20 protein-coding genes are annotated in these 14,916 nt (G+C 63.1%); 9 read left to right on the forward strand and 11 right to left on the reverse strand.

The window, feature by feature from the left end; translation table 11 throughout:
- Positions 1 to 66: 66 nt before the first annotated feature.
- From DL991_RS00525 to DL991_RS00535, 3 genes are all read right to left on the reverse strand, one after another.
- Positions 67 to 321 carry an AMED_5909 family protein gene (locus DL991_RS00525; protein ID WP_199753773.1) on the reverse strand — a complete coding sequence of 85 codons (255 nt, stop codon included), beginning with the start codon at positions 319 to 321 and terminating at the stop codon, positions 67 to 69.
- Positions 299 to 547 (reverse strand): hypothetical protein, encoded by a 249-nt coding sequence (locus tag DL991_RS00530; RefSeq protein WP_125779805.1) that lies wholly within the window; start codon positions 545 to 547, stop codon positions 299 to 301. Before DL991_RS00530 ends, DL991_RS00525 begins: the two co-directional genes overlap by 23 nt.
- 303 nt (positions 548 to 850) lie before the next feature.
- The gene (locus DL991_RS00535; RefSeq protein ID WP_125779807.1) at positions 851 to 1,312 is read right to left on the reverse strand and encodes a hypothetical protein; all 462 of its coding nucleotides are present in this window, start codon (positions 1,310 to 1,312) and stop codon (positions 851 to 853) included.
- A 168-nt stretch (positions 1,313 to 1,480) separates the two neighbouring features.
- Here DL991_RS00535 and DL991_RS00540 point away from each other — a divergent pair, with 168 nt between their 5' ends.
- Positions 1,481 to 2,248, forward strand: coding sequence for a GntR family transcriptional regulator (locus DL991_RS00540; protein ID WP_125779809.1), 768 nt, complete (start codon positions 1,481 to 1,483; stop codon positions 2,246 to 2,248).
- A 14-nt stretch (positions 2,249 to 2,262) separates the two neighbouring features.
- Positions 2,263 to 2,925 carry a YdcF family protein gene (locus DL991_RS00545; RefSeq protein WP_125779812.1) on the forward strand — a complete coding sequence of 221 codons (663 nt, stop codon included), beginning with the start codon at positions 2,263 to 2,265 and terminating at the stop codon, positions 2,923 to 2,925.
- Between the two features lie 56 nt (positions 2,926 to 2,981).
- Here the strand turns inward: DL991_RS00545 and DL991_RS00550 are convergent, their stop codons facing one another.
- On the reverse strand, positions 2,982 to 3,887 hold the full coding sequence (locus DL991_RS00550) for an O-methyltransferase (protein WP_125779814.1): 906 nt from the start codon (positions 3,885 to 3,887) through the stop codon (positions 2,982 to 2,984).
- The gene (locus tag DL991_RS00555) at positions 3,884 to 5,269 is read right to left on the reverse strand and encodes an ATP-binding protein (protein ID WP_233598632.1); all 1,386 of its coding nucleotides are present in this window, start codon (positions 5,267 to 5,269) and stop codon (positions 3,884 to 3,886) included. Before DL991_RS00555 ends, DL991_RS00550 begins: the two co-directional genes overlap by 4 nt.
- A 171-nt stretch (positions 5,270 to 5,440) precedes the next feature.
- Between DL991_RS00555 and DL991_RS00560 the strand changes: the two genes are divergently transcribed.
- The 5 genes from DL991_RS00560 (at position 5,441) to DL991_RS00585 (ending at position 9,328) form a co-directional block, all read left to right on the forward strand.
- The gene (locus DL991_RS00560) at positions 5,441 to 6,757 is read left to right on the forward strand and encodes a DNA cytosine methyltransferase (RefSeq protein ID WP_125779818.1); all 1,317 of its coding nucleotides are present in this window, start codon (positions 5,441 to 5,443) and stop codon (positions 6,755 to 6,757) included.
- 233 nt (positions 6,758 to 6,990) lie between these two features.
- Entirely contained in the window at positions 6,991 to 7,218 is a 228-nt protein-coding gene (locus DL991_RS00565; protein WP_125779820.1) for a hypothetical protein, read from the forward strand.
- 708 nt (positions 7,219 to 7,926) lie between these two features.
- On the forward strand, positions 7,927 to 8,442 hold the full coding sequence (locus DL991_RS00575; protein ID WP_233598625.1) for a hypothetical protein: 516 nt from the start codon (positions 7,927 to 7,929) through the stop codon (positions 8,440 to 8,442).
- A gap of 14 nt (positions 8,443 to 8,456) precedes the next feature.
- Complete coding sequence (locus tag DL991_RS00580) at positions 8,457 to 8,945, forward strand: GNAT family N-acetyltransferase (protein ID WP_125779822.1); 489 nt, start codon at positions 8,457 to 8,459, stop codon at positions 8,943 to 8,945.
- A gap of 17 nt (positions 8,946 to 8,962) precedes the next feature.
- Positions 8,963 to 9,328 carry a hypothetical protein gene (locus DL991_RS00585; protein ID WP_125779825.1) on the forward strand — a complete coding sequence of 122 codons (366 nt, stop codon included), beginning with the start codon at positions 8,963 to 8,965 and terminating at the stop codon, positions 9,326 to 9,328.
- On the opposite strand, the gene DL991_RS00590 is transcribed toward DL991_RS00585, so the two are convergent.
- The 3 genes from DL991_RS00590 to DL991_RS00600 form a co-directional block, all read right to left on the reverse strand.
- Positions 9,325 to 9,978 carry a hypothetical protein gene (locus tag DL991_RS00590; protein WP_125779826.1) on the reverse strand — a complete coding sequence of 218 codons (654 nt, stop codon included), beginning with the start codon at positions 9,976 to 9,978 and terminating at the stop codon, positions 9,325 to 9,327. The two genes, DL991_RS00585 and DL991_RS00590, sit on opposite strands and share 4 nt — an antisense overlap.
- Before the next feature lie 74 nt (positions 9,979 to 10,052).
- Positions 10,053 to 10,487 (reverse strand): GNAT family N-acetyltransferase, encoded by a 435-nt coding sequence (locus DL991_RS00595; protein ID WP_125779828.1) that lies wholly within the window; start codon positions 10,485 to 10,487, stop codon positions 10,053 to 10,055.
- Entirely contained in the window at positions 10,484 to 10,885 is a 402-nt protein-coding gene (locus tag DL991_RS00600; protein WP_125779830.1) for a DUF4279 domain-containing protein, read from the reverse strand. The genes DL991_RS00595 and DL991_RS00600 overlap by 4 nt, the downstream gene beginning before the upstream one ends.
- A gap of 36 nt (positions 10,886 to 10,921) precedes the next feature.
- Between DL991_RS00600 and DL991_RS00605 the strand changes: the two genes are divergently transcribed.
- Positions 10,922 to 11,314 carry a pyridoxamine 5'-phosphate oxidase family protein gene (locus DL991_RS00605; protein ID WP_125779832.1) on the forward strand — a complete coding sequence of 131 codons (393 nt, stop codon included), beginning with the start codon at positions 10,922 to 10,924 and terminating at the stop codon, positions 11,312 to 11,314.
- A gap of 35 nt (positions 11,315 to 11,349) precedes the next feature.
- A complete protein-coding gene (locus DL991_RS00610) occupies positions 11,350 to 11,877 on the forward strand; it encodes a GNAT family N-acetyltransferase (RefSeq protein WP_125779834.1) in 528 nt (175 codons plus the stop codon).
- On the opposite strand, the gene DL991_RS00615 is transcribed toward DL991_RS00610, so the two are convergent.
- The 3 genes from DL991_RS00615 to DL991_RS00625 form a co-directional block, all read right to left on the reverse strand.
- Positions 11,874 to 12,212 (reverse strand): MmcQ/YjbR family DNA-binding protein, encoded by a 339-nt coding sequence (locus tag DL991_RS00615; protein ID WP_125779836.1) that lies wholly within the window; start codon positions 12,210 to 12,212, stop codon positions 11,874 to 11,876. The genes DL991_RS00610 and DL991_RS00615 overlap by 4 nt on opposite strands.
- A 110-nt stretch (positions 12,213 to 12,322) precedes the next feature.
- Positions 12,323 to 14,008, reverse strand: a complete 1,686-nt coding sequence (locus DL991_RS00620) for a bifunctional UDP-sugar hydrolase/5'-nucleotidase (RefSeq protein ID WP_125779838.1) — start codon at positions 14,006 to 14,008, stop codon at positions 12,323 to 12,325.
- A gap of 106 nt (positions 14,009 to 14,114) precedes the next feature.
- Positions 14,115 to 14,900: an alpha/beta fold hydrolase gene (locus DL991_RS00625; RefSeq protein WP_125779840.1), complete on the reverse strand. Its 786-nt coding sequence runs from the start codon at positions 14,898 to 14,900 to the stop codon at positions 14,115 to 14,117.
- Positions 14,901 to 14,916: the final 16 nt, after the last annotated feature.

Genomic DNA, 14,916 nt, shown 5'->3' on the forward strand with positions numbered 1-14,916 from the left:
AGCGCGTGAGGACGTGTTTGTACGCCGCACGTCCCCACGCACGTTTTCCCTACAGCTATTCAGTTCTCAGCTAGCTTCCGACTTGTTCTTCTGAATCTGCGCGGCCACCTCCTCCGCCTTCCGCTCCTCATAACCCACCCAGTAACGAAGTTCGTGGTGATGCCCTCGGTCCACATCGGACACCGCGCGGTACATGCGGGCATTGGCCTGATGGAACTTCAACCAGGCCGTCAGATTCGACCCCGGCTTCGGACGATGAGCCGAGGCGACCAGGTGCGCATCCTTCAGCGTCTGTGGCTCATTCCGGCCCGGTGTCGTCATCACGCACCGCCTTGTGCTTGTCGAGGAAGACGGCCAGTTCGTCCGCGCTGTCGCGGATTTGACGAAGGAGCCGGATGAACTCCGGCCACGCGGCCGGGTCGGACGGCGGCAGGATCGCCAAACTGTCCGGATCCAGATAGATCACCAGCGCCGGGTTCGCCGAACCATTGCCCTGCATCCCCGCGACCGCCCGCCGTCCCGGCTTCCACATCGCGTTGAACGCCACGAACCTGTCCTCCCTCGCTATAAGCGCGTACCTCCCACGACCGCGCGTTCTCCTCGAACCCCTCAGCCGCCGCCGTCACCGCAGCCAGCACCCACCACGGCAACTGGCCCTGCGTTGCCAGCTCCCGCCACGCCGAGGCCACCGCGAAGGAAGCGACGGCCATGTCATGCGCCACCAGGGCGTCCCCGCCTTGCGCGCTCCGCTGCGTCATCGCGCCGTAGTGGCGATACGCCGCCTCCCAGCTCTGGACCAGGTGCGGTGGAACCACGGCCACGCCCTGACTGCCAGGCACCCGGCCCGTCATCACGCCGCCTTGGGCGTGGACTCGGCAGTGTTGGAGGCACGGCCTGACTTGGATGCGCCACCCGATGCGACAGCCTTGAAACCGGTCGCGCGGAATACGTAGGACTGGTACCTGAACTCGCCCTGACCAGCCACCTTCGGCTCTGCCGTCAGACCCTCCAGCTCGATCGGCCGCATCCCCGGCAGCACCTCCGACGTCGTCGGCACTGGCTGCACATCGGCCAGGAACGTGACGTCATAAGACGCACGCTTGGAGTTGGTCTCGCTCGGGTCGGTGACCGTGGCCTTCCACTGCCGCTTGCCCGTCACTTCGTCGACCCGCTGACGAACAGGTCGGCCTGCGGAGCGGTCTTCCCGCGACTGGTACTCGTTGTCCGGCGCGACCTCTCCGACCATCACCAGCCCCAGCGGGAACGCGGCATCAAAGTCGATCTCGAAACGGTGCCCCTTGGCGATCGCCATGTCGTCTGTCTCCTGTCGTCTCTGGAGCCCTAGCGGGCTTGCACCTGTTAGAGGTAGTTCTATTAAGCGCTCCGTTGCGCGAGTTGTCAATAGAACTATCTCTATCGGGCTCCGTAGACCATGATGGGGTGATACCGCTAGCGTTATCGACCGACGAAGGAGGACCAGGTGGGCACTGGCTACCGCGAGCTGGCCGCGATCCTGCGAGACGCGATCCAGCGGGGCGACTACGCCCCGGACACCACGCTGCCCAAGCAAGACGAGCTTGCCGACGAGTACGACGTCAACGTCAACACCGTCCGCAAGGCCGTCGGAGTCCTCGAAGCCGAAGGGCTGGTCACGCCGATCAGGAGACGCGGGACCGTCGTCCGAGCTCGGCCGCCCATGAAGCGCTTGGGCAAAGACCGGTACGCGAAGAGCAAGTGGAAGTACGGCGATACCGTCGCCTTCGTCGCAGACCGCGAAGCCTCCGGTCGAGACTGGAAGCCGACCGACCAGACGCAGACCGTCGCCAAGGTCGAAGCTGACCGAGAAGTCGCCGACGCTCTCGGCGTCATGGTCGGATCACCGGTCTACGAGCGGGCACGACTGGTCAAGGACGCCGGCCAGCCCACCCACATGCTGACGAGCTACTACCGGCCCGCCGACGTCGAAGGCACCCCCATCGTTGACGCGACCCCCGGTCCAGCGGGACGAGGTGGCGGGTTCCTGGTCCTCACCTTGCAAGGTCTTGAGCCGGACACCATGACCGAGACCTTCTACGCCAGGATGCCGACACCCGACGAGGCCGAGCAGCTCGAACTCCCCGCAGGCGAACCCGTCATGGTGTTGCAACGACGCACCTATACCGATGACGGCCGCGTGGTCGAGTTCGCACGTGGCGTGCACGCCGCAAGCCGCTTCTCCTGGACCTACACTTTCAAGATCCCCGACTGACCCCGGAGACCCAGATGCCCGAGCGTTCGACCACCCTGCGGGACGAACTCCGCGCCGACGTCCAAACACTCTGGGACTACCACGACATGCACCACGAACTCCGGCCCGCCGACGTCGGGATCGGACTTGGCAGTCACGATCTCGGGGTCGCGACCTTCACCGCGGAACTGTTCCACGCTGGCATGTTCCCGCTCATCGTCTTCACTGGGGCCAACGCGCCGACGACTGTCGAACGCTTCCCGCGCGGCGAGGCAGTGCACTACCGCGAACACGCGCTTGAGCTGGGCGTACCCGATGACGCCATCCTGGTCGAACCCGAGGCGCGGAACACCGGGGACAACATCACGCTCACCCGGAAGCTGCTGGAGTCACGCGGCATCGAGGTCGGGTCGGTCATCCTCATCTCGCGGCCGTACCAGCAGCGACGCGCATACGCGACCTGTAAGAAGCTCTGGCCCGAAGTGGACGTTATCTGCGCTTCCCGACCGCTTCCGCTAGACGAGTACATCGAGAGCATCGGCGACGTAGACCGCGTCATCAACATGCTCGTCGGTGACACCCAGCGCATCAGCGTCTACGCCCAACGCGGCTTTGCTACCCCTCAAGACGTTCCAATCGAGGTAGCCAAGGCCTATGACCGGCTAGTGAGATTGGGCTTTCAAGAGCGACTACTTTGACGATTCCCAGCACGATAGGTCACTGAAGCCTAAGTAATGAAGATTCGACAAGCAGTCTATGCCGTCGATTCCAGCCATCTGTATATTTGCCTATAGTCGTCCACATCGCTTTTTGGTACACCTGGAATTTGACAACCCGATTCATATACGCCATCCGCAACCCTTTGATTTATCCAATCCTGCTCACGATTTGTCAATAGCGGAACCTTTATTGTCAACGCAGCTTCAGAATCCCGATATTCGGCGAGATCTTCAAATTTGCAGATCTTAATCATACTGTCCATGCTGACACCTCCAACAATGCCAACCAAGAGCTGCATCTTAGCGCTATCTTGATAATAGATATTCAAAAGTTGATGCCAGCTAGCTTCATCCGTACGGTTACTTATAGTCGACGTTATTGAAGAGCTTAAGATCTGACGTTGCACGTCCGCCAGGCCCCACCCGCCAAGCTTGCTATCGTTAACCCCCGGCGGAACCCTTTCCGGTCCAACGAATGCCTCTAACGCTGCGACTCGTGAGTCCAGTTTTTGCGGATGGGCATTAATTGTGACCGCCAGTACGCTGCCAGGCCGGAGTTTTCGACTTATCAGCTCGACATCCATCAAGACTTCCGAATCAAGAGTGCTGACATAGTCTAGCCACACTATGGAAAGACCAGACCAGTCGAGAGACGGCAGAACGACTGAAGTGCGCCCAGGAAGTACATCGATACCCTTGAAAGGTCTATTCCAAGTGTATCGCTCAACTTTATCCACGTCGCCTTCAATGCTAATCATGCGGTCAATGCCAAGACTTCGATGTATAATCTCGAAGTCGAGAAACTCTAAAGCACCAAACCCGACATACTGAAATTTTGACAACGGCGCAAGTGGCTTTAGGTGCCGCAAGAGTTCAACCAGTATCTTTCTGGTTATTGCCTTTGCAGGACGAGCCTCGTAAGACTTAATAGCAGGCATCATTCCTCTACTTCGCGGTCGTAGAAGTAGTCAAACGTGCGCCTTCCGACTTCGGCCGTCGAAGAGACACCGAGCACCTGTCGGACGTCCCGATATCGCTGATAGTCGACATCATACTGAACCTTCTGCGTCGTCTTACGCGGCAAGGGACGCTTGGCTGACCGAAGGGGAGGAGAGATCATTCTGGGCGACAACGGCAGTTTGCGGATCGGCGTCGGCTTGGCGTCGTCAGCGGCTCGCGACACAGGCTTATCTTCGTCAGTTGATCCGTCTCGCTTCTCGGATTTAATGCGACTGATTACAGACAGCACTTCCGAGAGGGCACTCTTCATCTCACCGAGAACTTGACGCCAAATCTTTGAGTCCTGGTCTACACCGGTCTTGGTGGTATTCCAAGGCAGCAAGGAAGTATTACGGGATTCGAAGTAAACATACCCGCGAAACTCCCGATACTGAGGGTGATATGCAGGCCCACTTGCCCCCCACCCGGTCGTTGAGGTTCGGTCAGCGTAAATCAGCAGTCGATCGTTGCAGAAAACCCACCAGCCAGCCTCTTTGTTATCCTTGTTGCCGCTAAATGCCTCCGCTTCGCCGTCATCAGCGAGATCCTCAACGCTGCGAGCGACAATTCCAGCAACAATTGTGACATGCACGTCGTCTTCGCCTGCCGGTATTGTAATCTTTTTATTGAAGGGAGAAAATCCGGGACCCGAAAGTAGCGATGGCGCCAACCCGCGAAGCTTCTCTCCATTGAGTCGAATCGTTAAACCTTGTTGCAGCACACCCTGGTGGCGAAGACGAAGTTGTTCGCGAAGTTGCCCTAGAATTAGAGCTGACGAGAAGTCTTCAATAACGTTACCATGAAGGTTGGAGACCTTGACTATCGTTCCAGTACCCTCGGTAGCGGGGTCATATTTATCGTCAACTTCAGTCATTGTGAAATGCCAGTCATTAGCAGTATCGAGGGCCCATTTTTCGACGTCCACCGACAGCTGAAAATAGCTGTTTTTACTGCGGGATTCTACTTCAAATTTCCTGCCGAGCTTGAACAAGGCGCGCTTCATGCCGACACCGAACTGACCAACGGAGCCAGGGACTCCCGCATACTCCTTTGGGCGACCGAATCGAAAGGCGTAGTTTCGCGCCGTTTCGAGATCAATACCGCCACAATTATCTTTTACGATAAAATGGTCACCACTGACTTCTAGGTCAATCTCAAATTTCGATAAGTCTTCGGGAGATACCGACCTGGCGCTGTCGACAGAGTTATCGACGAGATCTAGAACAGCCGGCTGTAGCTCAATGTCCTTGATGAGCATTGACACGAACAGAGCCTTGTCAGCGTTGGCCTCGACCCTGTATGGGTCCGCATGGGACGCAGCCATACTCACCTCACCCTCCCTCATGTGACAGCATGGTCTATGCTGCCACTCGGCGTCACACTTTGGAACAGCACAATTTGCTCCGCGTGGCGGCTTGGTCTACGGGGACCGGTGTGCGATCGTCAACCGTGATCACAGAAGTGCTGTGACCTGCGGATTTAGGAAGGCGATCGGGTGGGCTCGGGAGCGATGAGGCCGGTAGCGGTCGACCTCTTTGCGGGTGCAGGAGGACTCAGCCTTGGATTCGAGCAAGCTGGCTTCGATGTCGTAGCCGCGGTTGAGTATGACCCGATACACGCGATGGTTCACAGGTTCAACTTTCCAGAGTGTGAAGTGCTGTGTCGCGATGTTCGCAGCCTGTCTGCCGCGGACGTACTCTCCGCCGCCCAGAAAGGCATGCGCCGACTTCGACGGCCAAGCAACGCGCCGCCGAAGATCGATGTCCTAATCGGCGGTCCATCATGTCAGGGATTTTCCAGCATTGGGCGTCGGGATGAAGAAGACGATCGCAATGACCTCCTTCTGGAGTTTGCGCGACTAGTCAGGGAGATCAAGCCAAGAGCGTTCGTTCTAGAAAACGTTCCCGGCCTGCTTGAGCCAAGGTTTTCCGATTTCAGGAAGAAAGTCTTCGCAAAGCTAAAAAGGGCTGGTTACCAACTGGGTGGAACCGAAGGCTGGGTTGACGCCAACCAATTTGGTGTCGCCCAGGTTCGTAAGCGTGTCGTAATAGTCGGAATTCTTGATGGCAGCCCAAGCCCCCTTACGTCGAGCTGGAAAGAGAAGCTGCCAACTGTATCTAACGCGCTTGAAGGTCTCCCTGAAATCGAGAGTTACGACGAGCTACTTCGACTCGACTGGGTAGAAATAGAGCAGCGAGATCGTTTGCGCAGACTTTCAGCGACTTCTAGTTATGCACGAATTCTTTCGGGAGTTGACAAGCAAGACTACTTCGGGCGGCCCAGGACTTCGAATATTAATCTCCTCACAAACTCCCTTCGAACGGTACATGGGCCCGAGAGCATAAGACGTTTCGCGGCCACCGCGCAGGGGACTGAAGAACCTGTCAGTCGACTATTTCGACTTGCGTTAGATCTACCTGCCAGGACTTTGCGAGCTGGAACCGGCAGTGAGCGCGGTGCACACACGTCACCGAGGCCCATTCATCCGATTATTCCACGCGTCATTACCGTGCGAGAAGCAGCTCGAATACATGGTTATCCAGACTGGTTTCGTTTGGCAGCTACCAATTGGCATGGTCACAGGCAAGTTGGAAACAGTGTTCCTCCGCCATTAGCAAGAGCTGCCGGAGAAGCAGTATTACGTGCTCTCGGATTGAAACCTCGCAAGTTGCGCGCGGCACAAAACCTTGGCGATGCGCAGTGGCTCAATATTCGTCCGTTCGTCGCGGCCAGGCTGTCAAATGCAGTGCAAGTAGAGCTACCCGCAAAGAGAATTCGAAAGAACGTTTCTAGTGATGCAGTAGCTAGCTAGTTATGCTGCCGAACTTGGCTCTATGGGATCAAGGCGCCGTCAGCGGCGGCGCGCACGTCACCTCCCGTTCGGCGACCCACCCGCACGCGGGACGGTCGGCCTGCCGCTCCGCTCCGGCCGCCGCCCGCCGGGTGGGCTCGCCGGACCGATAGACCGCACAGCGCGCCGCCGCTGACGGCGATCAGCTCATCGGCCTAGTTACGCAGTCCAGCACCGCTGGCAGGGTCGACCTCATGCCGACTTCAGACCGCTCCGCAGCAGAAGCACACGCCGCCGCAGCACGCGAAGCACTCGAACAGGGCCGGGACAACGCGGACCCGATCCAGCTGGCCGGCGTTGAGGGCATCTTGGCGGTGTATCACCAGCTGAAACACATGCAAGACGAGTCGATCACCCTCCGAGGAGCAGCTGACCTCGCCGACGCCATGGACAAGCTCAGCCACAAGCTGTCCGAACGCTAGAGCCGCCACCCCGAAGCCGGATCATGACTACGGCCGGTAGCACCGCGTCAAGGCGGGAAAGCGTACCTTGACCCGGCACTACCGTCCGCGTGCTGGCTTCGTATCGGGATGACGGGGGGTGTGGGCGGAGCCCAGGTCATGCCATTAGCGTGCCATTAAGGCCGGTCAACCAAGGTCGACGGCGGGCACAGCAAGACAGGCTCATCCCCAGGTCAGAGCCACTTTCCAGCATGATCACCCTGGTTCCCAAGCTGAATACGCGGGTTCGATTCCCGTCATCCGCTCTCATGCGAAAGCCCCAGGTCAATGGATGTCCACTTTAGACCTGGGGCTTTCGCTTTGGCAGATCAATCTTCCGGCTGGGCCATCAGCCGATCGGTACGGGTCTGCCGCTCAGACCGTCGTCATTCGCGTTCCTGACGGGCTGTTTGCGTGCAAGACCGGCCGAGATCGGGTTCACCGTCGAACACGCCGACGGTGCGAAAACGGCGACGCGGTTGCCCAGCAGCCAGCCGCCTGAGCGCTGCCAACGCAACGGATAGCCGCTCATCGAGGACCGCGGAGAAGGCGGCGAGCCTCCTCGCGAGGCGAAGCCGGTCTCGGGCTTTCGCCAGTCGTCATACCGTCATCCTGTCTCAGTCAGGGCATGCGCCGATCGGTTCGGGACTCCTCCCCAACCCCGCTGTTACCTTCCGAAGCGTGCGGAGAATGTCGAGCGACAGTACGGCGGCCGTCGTGTTGACCGGTCTGTTGGCGGCGCTGATCCTCCCGCTGGTGCTGGTCGGCGTGGTCTTCCTCCTCATCGGCTTGAACGCGGGCAGCGGGCCGGGGCCGTACACCGTCGTGTTCGCCAAGGCGGGCGAGGAATGCGGGGCGACCGGGCAGTATCTCGACGCGTCCACCGGCGAGCCGTTGAGGTGCATGGGTCCTGGGCTGCTCCGGACGTCCGCAGTGGAGTTTCCCGGTTTCTCCGCTGAGCAGAACGACGAGGTTCGCCGTTGGCTGACCACGTTGGCGGAGGATGGCGATCTGAGCGTCTTCGACCACCGGTCGGTCCAGGCCAGGATCGACGGGATCGCGGCCGGATTGCCGCCGGGAACGCGGGTCGAGCGGGAATCCCGCTCGACGGAGGTTGGGATCGGCGCGGCCTTGACCGGGGCCGGACTGGTCTTGGGTTCCGGCTTCGCCTGGCGATGGCACCGGAACCGCCGGGCCGGTTTTTGACTACGGTGCCGGACATGGAGATCCGGGAGTTCACCGAAGACGACTGGGTACAGATCTGGCCGATCGTGCGTGAAGTCGTGCGGGCGGCGGACACGTACACCTACGACCCGAACCTCACTGAAGAAGCTGCTCGCGGGACCTGGGTGCAGACGCCGCCGGGCCGGACAGTGGTGGCGGTCGAGGACGGTCGCGTGCTCGGCACGGCCAAGACCGGTCCGAACCACGGCGGACCTGGGTCGCATATCGCGACGGCCAGTTTCATGGTGGACAAGGACTTGCGCGGCAAGGGTGTCGGCAGTGCGCTGTGCGCGCATGTCCTGGAATGGGCCAAGGAACAGGGTTTCGCGGGTATGCAGTTCAACGCGGTCGCCGAATCGAACGTCGCCGGGATCCGGGTCTACGAGCGGCTCGGGTTCAAGATCGTCGGGACGGTGCCGGGCGCGTTCGAGCATCCGACGCTGGGGCGCATCGGGCTGCACGTCATGTACTGCGACTTCGGCTGAAGACCATGGGGAGAGCCGTGAACGAGAAGGTCAAGAGACGCGCGACCACAGCGATAGTCGCCGGAGTAGCGGTCGCCGTCACGGCGACCTGGCTGCTGAACCGCGACGTCCGGCCAACCACCGTCGAAGGCTGGGCGTGGCCGAACTCGGCCGGAAACACGGTCTGGCTCACCGAGACACCCGACGGCAACTCGAAGGGCGACGGCTTCATCCTGGCGGGCGCCCGGTGGACCAGCGCCGACAACCTCTGGCGTGATGGTTCATCAGGGCCTACCTGCGTCGGCACGAACACCATGGCCGCCACCCATGTCCGCCTCGGAGTTGTCGATGTCCAAGCCGACGGGATGTCGTGGCGCCACGCCGTCTGGCTTCGCTGCCTCTAGCCTTCGACGAGTTCCCAAGGGGCATCGGCGCTCGGCCGGTCGTAGACCTGGCCGGGCGCGGCGCTCAGCACCAGCGCGACGTCCGGGTACAGGGTGACGGCGTGCTCCATTTCGAGGGCTTCGACCTCGAAATCCTCGTTCTCCGGCACCTCGAAGCCGACGAGCAGCCAGCTGCCGTCGGCCTCGCGCACGACCTGGCGCACGGCGCGGGCCGGGGCGGCGGGGTCGGCGGAGATCTCGGCGAGTTCGGTGCTCACCTGGACTTCTTCCAGCGGCGAGCCCGGATGCGTCCACGCGGCGAGGCGGGCGGCGCGCACCAAGAGGTCTTCCTCGTCGTCATCCGAATCGGCGACAGAGCTCAGCAGCCACGTGCGCCGTTCCTGGTCCCAGTCGGCGGCCATGCCGGTGGGGAGGCCGGCGAGCGCGACGAGTTCGGGGATGAGCTCCACCGCTTCCCGCAGCGGCAGCGCACCGAACGCGTCGCGGTTGAGGTCCATGTCCTCGGAGAACTCGTTGCCGTCGCTGATGAACCAGTCACCGTCGTCGTCCAGCACGACGAACGCGAGGTTCGACGGATCGTCCACCAGCGACCGGGAGATGATCACCGGCGATTCGGGATCCTGACGCAGCGGCCAGTTCTCGCTCGACATGCTGGGCTCCCAACGGGGTTGTCCGGCTGTGGGGCCCCATCCCACCATCTCCGGCGATCCCGCCGCGCACCGGCTCAGCGGAAGTACCGACGGTAGCCCTCCGCCAGGGCTTCGAATCCGCACGACTCGTAGAAGGAGTGCGCGTCGACGCGGTCGGAACGGGAGATCAGCTGCACCTTGTAGCAGTCTTCCCGCACGGCGAGGTCGATCACCGCTTCGAACAACCGCGAGGCCACACCGGTCCTGCGCCACGAAGCCGCCACGACCACGTTCTCCACCAGCATGAACGGCCGTCCACCGCGAGTGAGGTTGTGGAGGACCGAGCAGTCGGTCGTGCCGGTGACCACGCCGCCGGTCTCGGCCACCAGGATCGTGCGCCCCTGCTGATTCTCGATTCGCCGCCAGATGGCGAGTCCTCGCTCGACGGGCAACGGTGGATCGTCCGGATGCAGTTCCGCGTACAGCGCGAGCAACGCGGGTAGGTCGGCTTCGACCGCGGGGCGGATCATTCGCTGAGGTCGTACTCGTCGACGTCGAGCGCGGCGGCGGCTTCGGTGAGGAACGCGAGCACGGCGGGCGAGAGGTGCCAGCCGAATTCCTCGCCGCCGTCGCGGTGGTGGAAGTAGCGCACCACTTGCAGCACCGCGCTCGCTCCTTCGTCCACCAGTTTCCGGATCCCCGGGCGGACCGGGGCGAGCCTGCCGATCACGCTCTCGATCTGGTCGTCGACCGGTTCCGAACCGCGATGCGTCACCTTCCAGGCGTGCATCCGCGGCAAGCGGTGTTCGGCGGACCGCGAACCCAGCACCAGTACCTCGTCGGGCGCCATGCCGAGCCGCGCGGTGATCTCCCCGGCGGACACGGTTTCGCTCTTCAAGGCGAAGTAGCAGTACTGGTGGACCTTCATACGCCCGGCACCCTAGCTTTCGGGCAGGCTGACCAGGTGAAACGTGATCAATCGCTTATCGAACGTCTCGCGCGGGAGCGCAACACGTGGTTGTGCACGCTCCGCGCGGACGGTTCGCCGCACGTCACGCCGGTGTGGTTCGTATATCTCGACGACGTCTTCTGGATCGGCAGCGGCGAGCGGAACGTGAAGGTGCGCAACATCGGCACCGATCCGCGCGTCAGCCTCGCGCTGGAAGACGGCGACGCCCCCGCTGTCGCCGAAGGCGTGGCACGCGTCCATCGCGGGGCTCTCCGCGAAGACGTTCTCGCGGCGTTGGCGGCGAAGTACGACGGCTGGGCGGCAGGCGAGAAGATCGAGCCGTTCGGTGCCAGGGTGCTGCTGGAAGTCCCCGTTAAGCGGTGGCTGCTCGCGGGTGTCGCCCAATAGTCTGGAAAGTCCGGATACCGATCTTGGGATGGACGATGCTGACCGGTGAACTGATCCGCTTGCGGCCGCTGGAACCCGAGGACGCGGACACGCTGTGGCGCTGGCACAACGACCCGGAGGTCACCCGCTGGCTGTCCGCGGACCATCCGGAATCCCTCGCCCAGATCCGCGAGCGCTTCGCCCGCCGGAAGCCCAACAGCTTCAGCCAAGTGGACTTCGCGATCGAGAGCCTCGCCGTCGGCACGTTGATCGGCACCTGCACGCTGCGCGACGCCACGCCGGAAGGGGGCCGCGCCGAGCTCGACATCTATCTCGGCGAGAAGGACCACTGGGGCGGCGGCTACGGCACCGACGCCATGCGCACGCTCTGCCGCTACGGCTTCGACATGATGCGGCTGCACCTGATCGCGCTGTGGGTGGTGGTCGACAACGAGGCCGCGATCCACGTCTACAAGAAGCTCGGGTTCCAGGTGGACGGCAGGCATCGGCAGTCGTTCCGCGGCCAGAACGGCCAGTGGCACGACGAGTACCTGATGAGCCTGCTCAAAGGGGAACTCCGCTAGTCGTTCAGTCCTTTCGTGAGCCTGGCGGGTGCCTTCATCCGCCAGGCTTCTTCGATGAGCTCACGCAGCTGCGTCTTCTCGACCTTCTCCAGATCGACGAGGATCGCGCCGTAGCCGTCGTAATGCGGCGTGGTGAAGTACGCGGGGTCGCCGGAGGCCAGCAGTGCCTCCTTCTCCGCGTGCTCGCACAGCAGCATCAGCCCGCCCTCGGCCTCGGTGCGCAGGCGGGCAAAGCTCTTGCCCGCGACCTTGAGCGACGGCGTGCGGTACGAAGTGGACTCCTCGACCTCCGGCAGCCTGCCCGCCAGTGCCACGACTTCTTCCCAGGTCGTCATGGCGGCCATTGTGCCCTGGGTCACTGACAAAACCACCCCTGTAGACGCAAGGAACGGTCCGTTCCTTGCGAAATTTGCAAGGAACGGACCGTTCATGGCACTCGCGGGAGCTACGGCAGCACGGTGATCCGGTCCGCGGCGGGCGGCGCGATGCCCGGGTGCGCCCCGAAGTACGCGATCAGCGCGTCCAGGTCCACCGGACCACCTGAAAGATTGGTCCCCTTGGTGAACTCGGTGAAGCCGTCCCCGCCGGCGGCGAGGAAGTTGTTCACCGAGACGCGGTACGACGCCGCCGGGTCGATCGGCGTGCCGTTGAGCGTCAGGTTCGAGATACGCGCACCCTGGGCGGCCGACGCCGAGTACGAGTACTTCAGCGACCTCGAGATCTGCAGGATCCGCACGACACCGTTGGCCTGCCACTGCTGTTCGAGCACGTTCTTCAGGTCCGCCCCGGTGAGCGTGATCGTCTGCATGATGTTCGCGAACGGTTGCACGGCGAACGCCTCGCCGTAGGTCACCACGCCGTCGCCTTCGCCGGCGGGCGAGGACAGGTGGGTGAAGTCCGTGCGGATGCCGCCCGGGTTCGTCATGGCGATCTGCGCGCCGTTCGACTGCGTGGCCTCGAGCTGGGCGTCGGCGATGACGTCGCCCAGCGGGGACTCACCGGAGGCCGCGCCCTTGGCGACCAGGTCGGCGGTGATCGTGCCGACGGCCTTGTTCGCGATCGGCGCGGCCTTGGTCTTCGCCTCGTCGATCAGGTCCTGCACGGCGCGGTCGGGCGTGACGTCGCGGGTGACGATCTGGTTGTGCGCCTTGGTCTCGTCACGCACGACGTCGCGGGTCCGGCGGTCGATCTTCAGGTCGACGACCGAAAGCAGGCGGCCGAACGACGCGCCCTGGATCACCGGGCGGGGTTTGCCGTCGGGGTCGGCGAGCGCGCAGTTGTACTGCTGGTGGCTGTGCCCGGTGAAGATGGCGTCCACTTTGGACGTCACCTGCCGCGCGATCGCGGTCGCCGCGCCCGGCTTGACCTTGCATTCGTCCGGACCGGCGGTCTCGGAGTTGTCGCCCTGGTGCAGCAGCACGACCTGCGCCTTGACGCCGAAGAGGTCGAGCAGCTTCGCGGTGCGGTCGATCGCCTCGACCTCTTCGCCGAACTTCAGGCCCTTGATCGCCTCCGGGGTGACGACCTGCGGCAGATCCTTCAGCGTCGCGCCGATGACGCCGATCGGGACACCGCCGGAGAACTCGATGCTGAACGGCAGCAAAGCCGGGATGCCGTTCTCGTAGTACACATTGGACCCGAGGAAGGGGAAGTTCGCGCCCTTGAAGGACTTCCGGAACTGGCAGCCGTCGGTTTCGTGGCAGCCGCCGTGCTGCATCCGGCGGAGCTCCTTCAGCCCCTCGTCGAATTCGTGGTTGCCGACCACGGAAGCCCGCACGCCGAGCTGGTTCAGCAGTTCGACGGTCGGCTCGTCGTGGAACAACGCCGAGATCACCGGCGACGCGCCGATGCTGTCACCGGCCGAGAGGACAACCGAGTTGGCCGCTTCGCCGCGGAGCTTCTTCAGGTGCGTCGCGAGGTAGGCGGCACCGCCCGCGTTGACGGTCCCGCCGCCGGGCAGCGTGACCCTGCCGCTCGAACCGGACGGCGGTTCGAGGTTGCCGTGCAGGTCGTTGAACGTGATGATCCGGACGTCGGTGGTCGCCGACGCGGCGGACGCGGGCGCGGCGACAGCGGCCAGCGCGGTCAGCGCGGCACCGGTGACGACGGCCAGCCGGGTAGAGAGCTTCATTCTTCCTCCGATTCGCGCCCGAACGTCCCCATCGGGCGCACGGCGGAGGAGTCTGCCTGGCGAGTTTGACGATCACCAGAGGAAATAGTCGGACGATAGGCAAACGTCACATGGCGCGTGAACCGTTCAGAAGTACCCGCGCCACCAGCTCGGGCTCGTCGTTCATCGGCACGTGCCCGCAGCCGCGCAACACCAGCAGCTCGGCCTTCGGCGCGATGCGGCGCAGCTCTGCGGCCTTCGGACGGGCGAGGATGCGATCGCGTTCCGCCCACGCGATGGTCACCGGGACGTCCTGGACGACGCCGTCGAACCGGAAGCCGCCGCGGGCCTGCGCCAGCGTCGGCCGGAAGCCGGGGCAGCCGGCGAGCGCGCGGATGTCCTCCAGCACGACCTGCGTGGTGAGCCGGTCCGGGCGGCCGACGATCATGCCGGTCAGCATCGACCGGCCCGCCGGTGTCGCGGCGAGGCGCCGGGCGGTGCGTTCGGGGATGCGCTCGGCCAGCAGTCGGTGGGTGCGCAGCATGCTCAGCGCGTATCGCTGCTGCCGCGGCGTCCACAACCCGGCCGGGGACAACGCCGTCACGCTGCGGACGAGACCCGCTTCCCCGAGCGCGAGCGAGAGCAGGCCGCCGAGCGAGTTGCCCGCGACGTGCGGTTTGCCGAGGCCGAGTTCGCCGAAGAACTTCGCGAACATCTCGACAGCGGCCTCGACGCCGTACCCGCCGGAGTGCGGTGCGGATTCGCCGAAGCCGGGCAGGTCGACGGTGATGACGTCGCGGTGCGGGGTGAGCAGGCCGAGCACGGGCGACCAGGCTTGGCGCCGGTGGCCGACCCCGTGGATCAGCACCAACGGCTCACCCTTACCCGCGCGGTCGAAGACGACGTTGTCCATCCCGCGAGATTAAGCT

Origin of the sequence: Amycolatopsis sp. WAC 01375 (assembly GCF_003947325.1) — a bacterium.
In the GTDB taxonomy this organism is placed as follows: domain Bacteria; phylum Actinomycetota; class Actinomycetes; order Mycobacteriales; family Pseudonocardiaceae; genus Amycolatopsis.

Bases quoted from the DNA above. Each gene is read 5' to 3' on its own strand.
- DL991_RS00525 (WP_199753773.1), bottom strand. From the start codon at position 321: ATGACGACACCGGGCCGGAATGAGCCACAGACGCTGAAGGATGCGCAC.
- DL991_RS00550 (WP_125779814.1), bottom strand. From the start codon at position 3,887: ATGATGCCTGCTATTAAGTCTTACGAGGCTCGTCCTGCAAAGGCAATA.
- DL991_RS00565 (WP_125779820.1), top strand. From the start codon at position 6,991: ATGCCGACTTCAGACCGCTCCGCAGCAGAAGCACACGCCGCCGCAGCA.
- DL991_RS00535 (WP_125779807.1), bottom strand. From the start codon at position 1,312: ATGGCGATCGCCAAGGGGCACCGTTTCGAGATCGACTTTGATGCCGCG.
- DL991_RS00580 (WP_125779822.1), top strand. From the start codon at position 8,457: ATGGAGATCCGGGAGTTCACCGAAGACGACTGGGTACAGATCTGGCCG.
- DL991_RS00545 (WP_125779812.1), top strand. From the start codon at position 2,263: ATGCCCGAGCGTTCGACCACCCTGCGGGACGAACTCCGCGCCGACGTC.
- DL991_RS00600 (WP_125779830.1), bottom strand. From the start codon at position 10,885: ATGAAGGTCCACCAGTACTGCTACTTCGCCTTGAAGAGCGAAACCGTG.
- DL991_RS00620 (WP_125779838.1), bottom strand. From the start codon at position 14,008: ATGAAGCTCTCTACCCGGCTGGCCGTCGTCACCGGTGCCGCGCTGACC.
- DL991_RS00615 (WP_125779836.1), bottom strand. From the start codon at position 12,212: ATGACGACCTGGGAAGAAGTCGTGGCACTGGCGGGCAGGCTGCCGGAG.
- DL991_RS00575 (WP_233598625.1), top strand. From the start codon at position 7,927: ATGTCGAGCGACAGTACGGCGGCCGTCGTGTTGACCGGTCTGTTGGCG.
- DL991_RS00590 (WP_125779826.1), bottom strand. From the start codon at position 9,978: ATGTCGAGCGAGAACTGGCCGCTGCGTCAGGATCCCGAATCGCCGGTG.
- DL991_RS00555 (WP_233598632.1), bottom strand. From the start codon at position 5,269: ATGGCTGCGTCCCATGCGGACCCATACAGGGTCGAGGCCAACGCTGAC.
- DL991_RS00610 (WP_125779834.1), top strand. From the start codon at position 11,350: ATGCTGACCGGTGAACTGATCCGCTTGCGGCCGCTGGAACCCGAGGAC.
- DL991_RS00595 (WP_125779828.1), bottom strand. From the start codon at position 10,487: ATGATCCGCCCCGCGGTCGAAGCCGACCTACCCGCGTTGCTCGCGCTG.
- DL991_RS00625 (WP_125779840.1), bottom strand. From the start codon at position 14,900: ATGGACAACGTCGTCTTCGACCGCGCGGGTAAGGGTGAGCCGTTGGTG.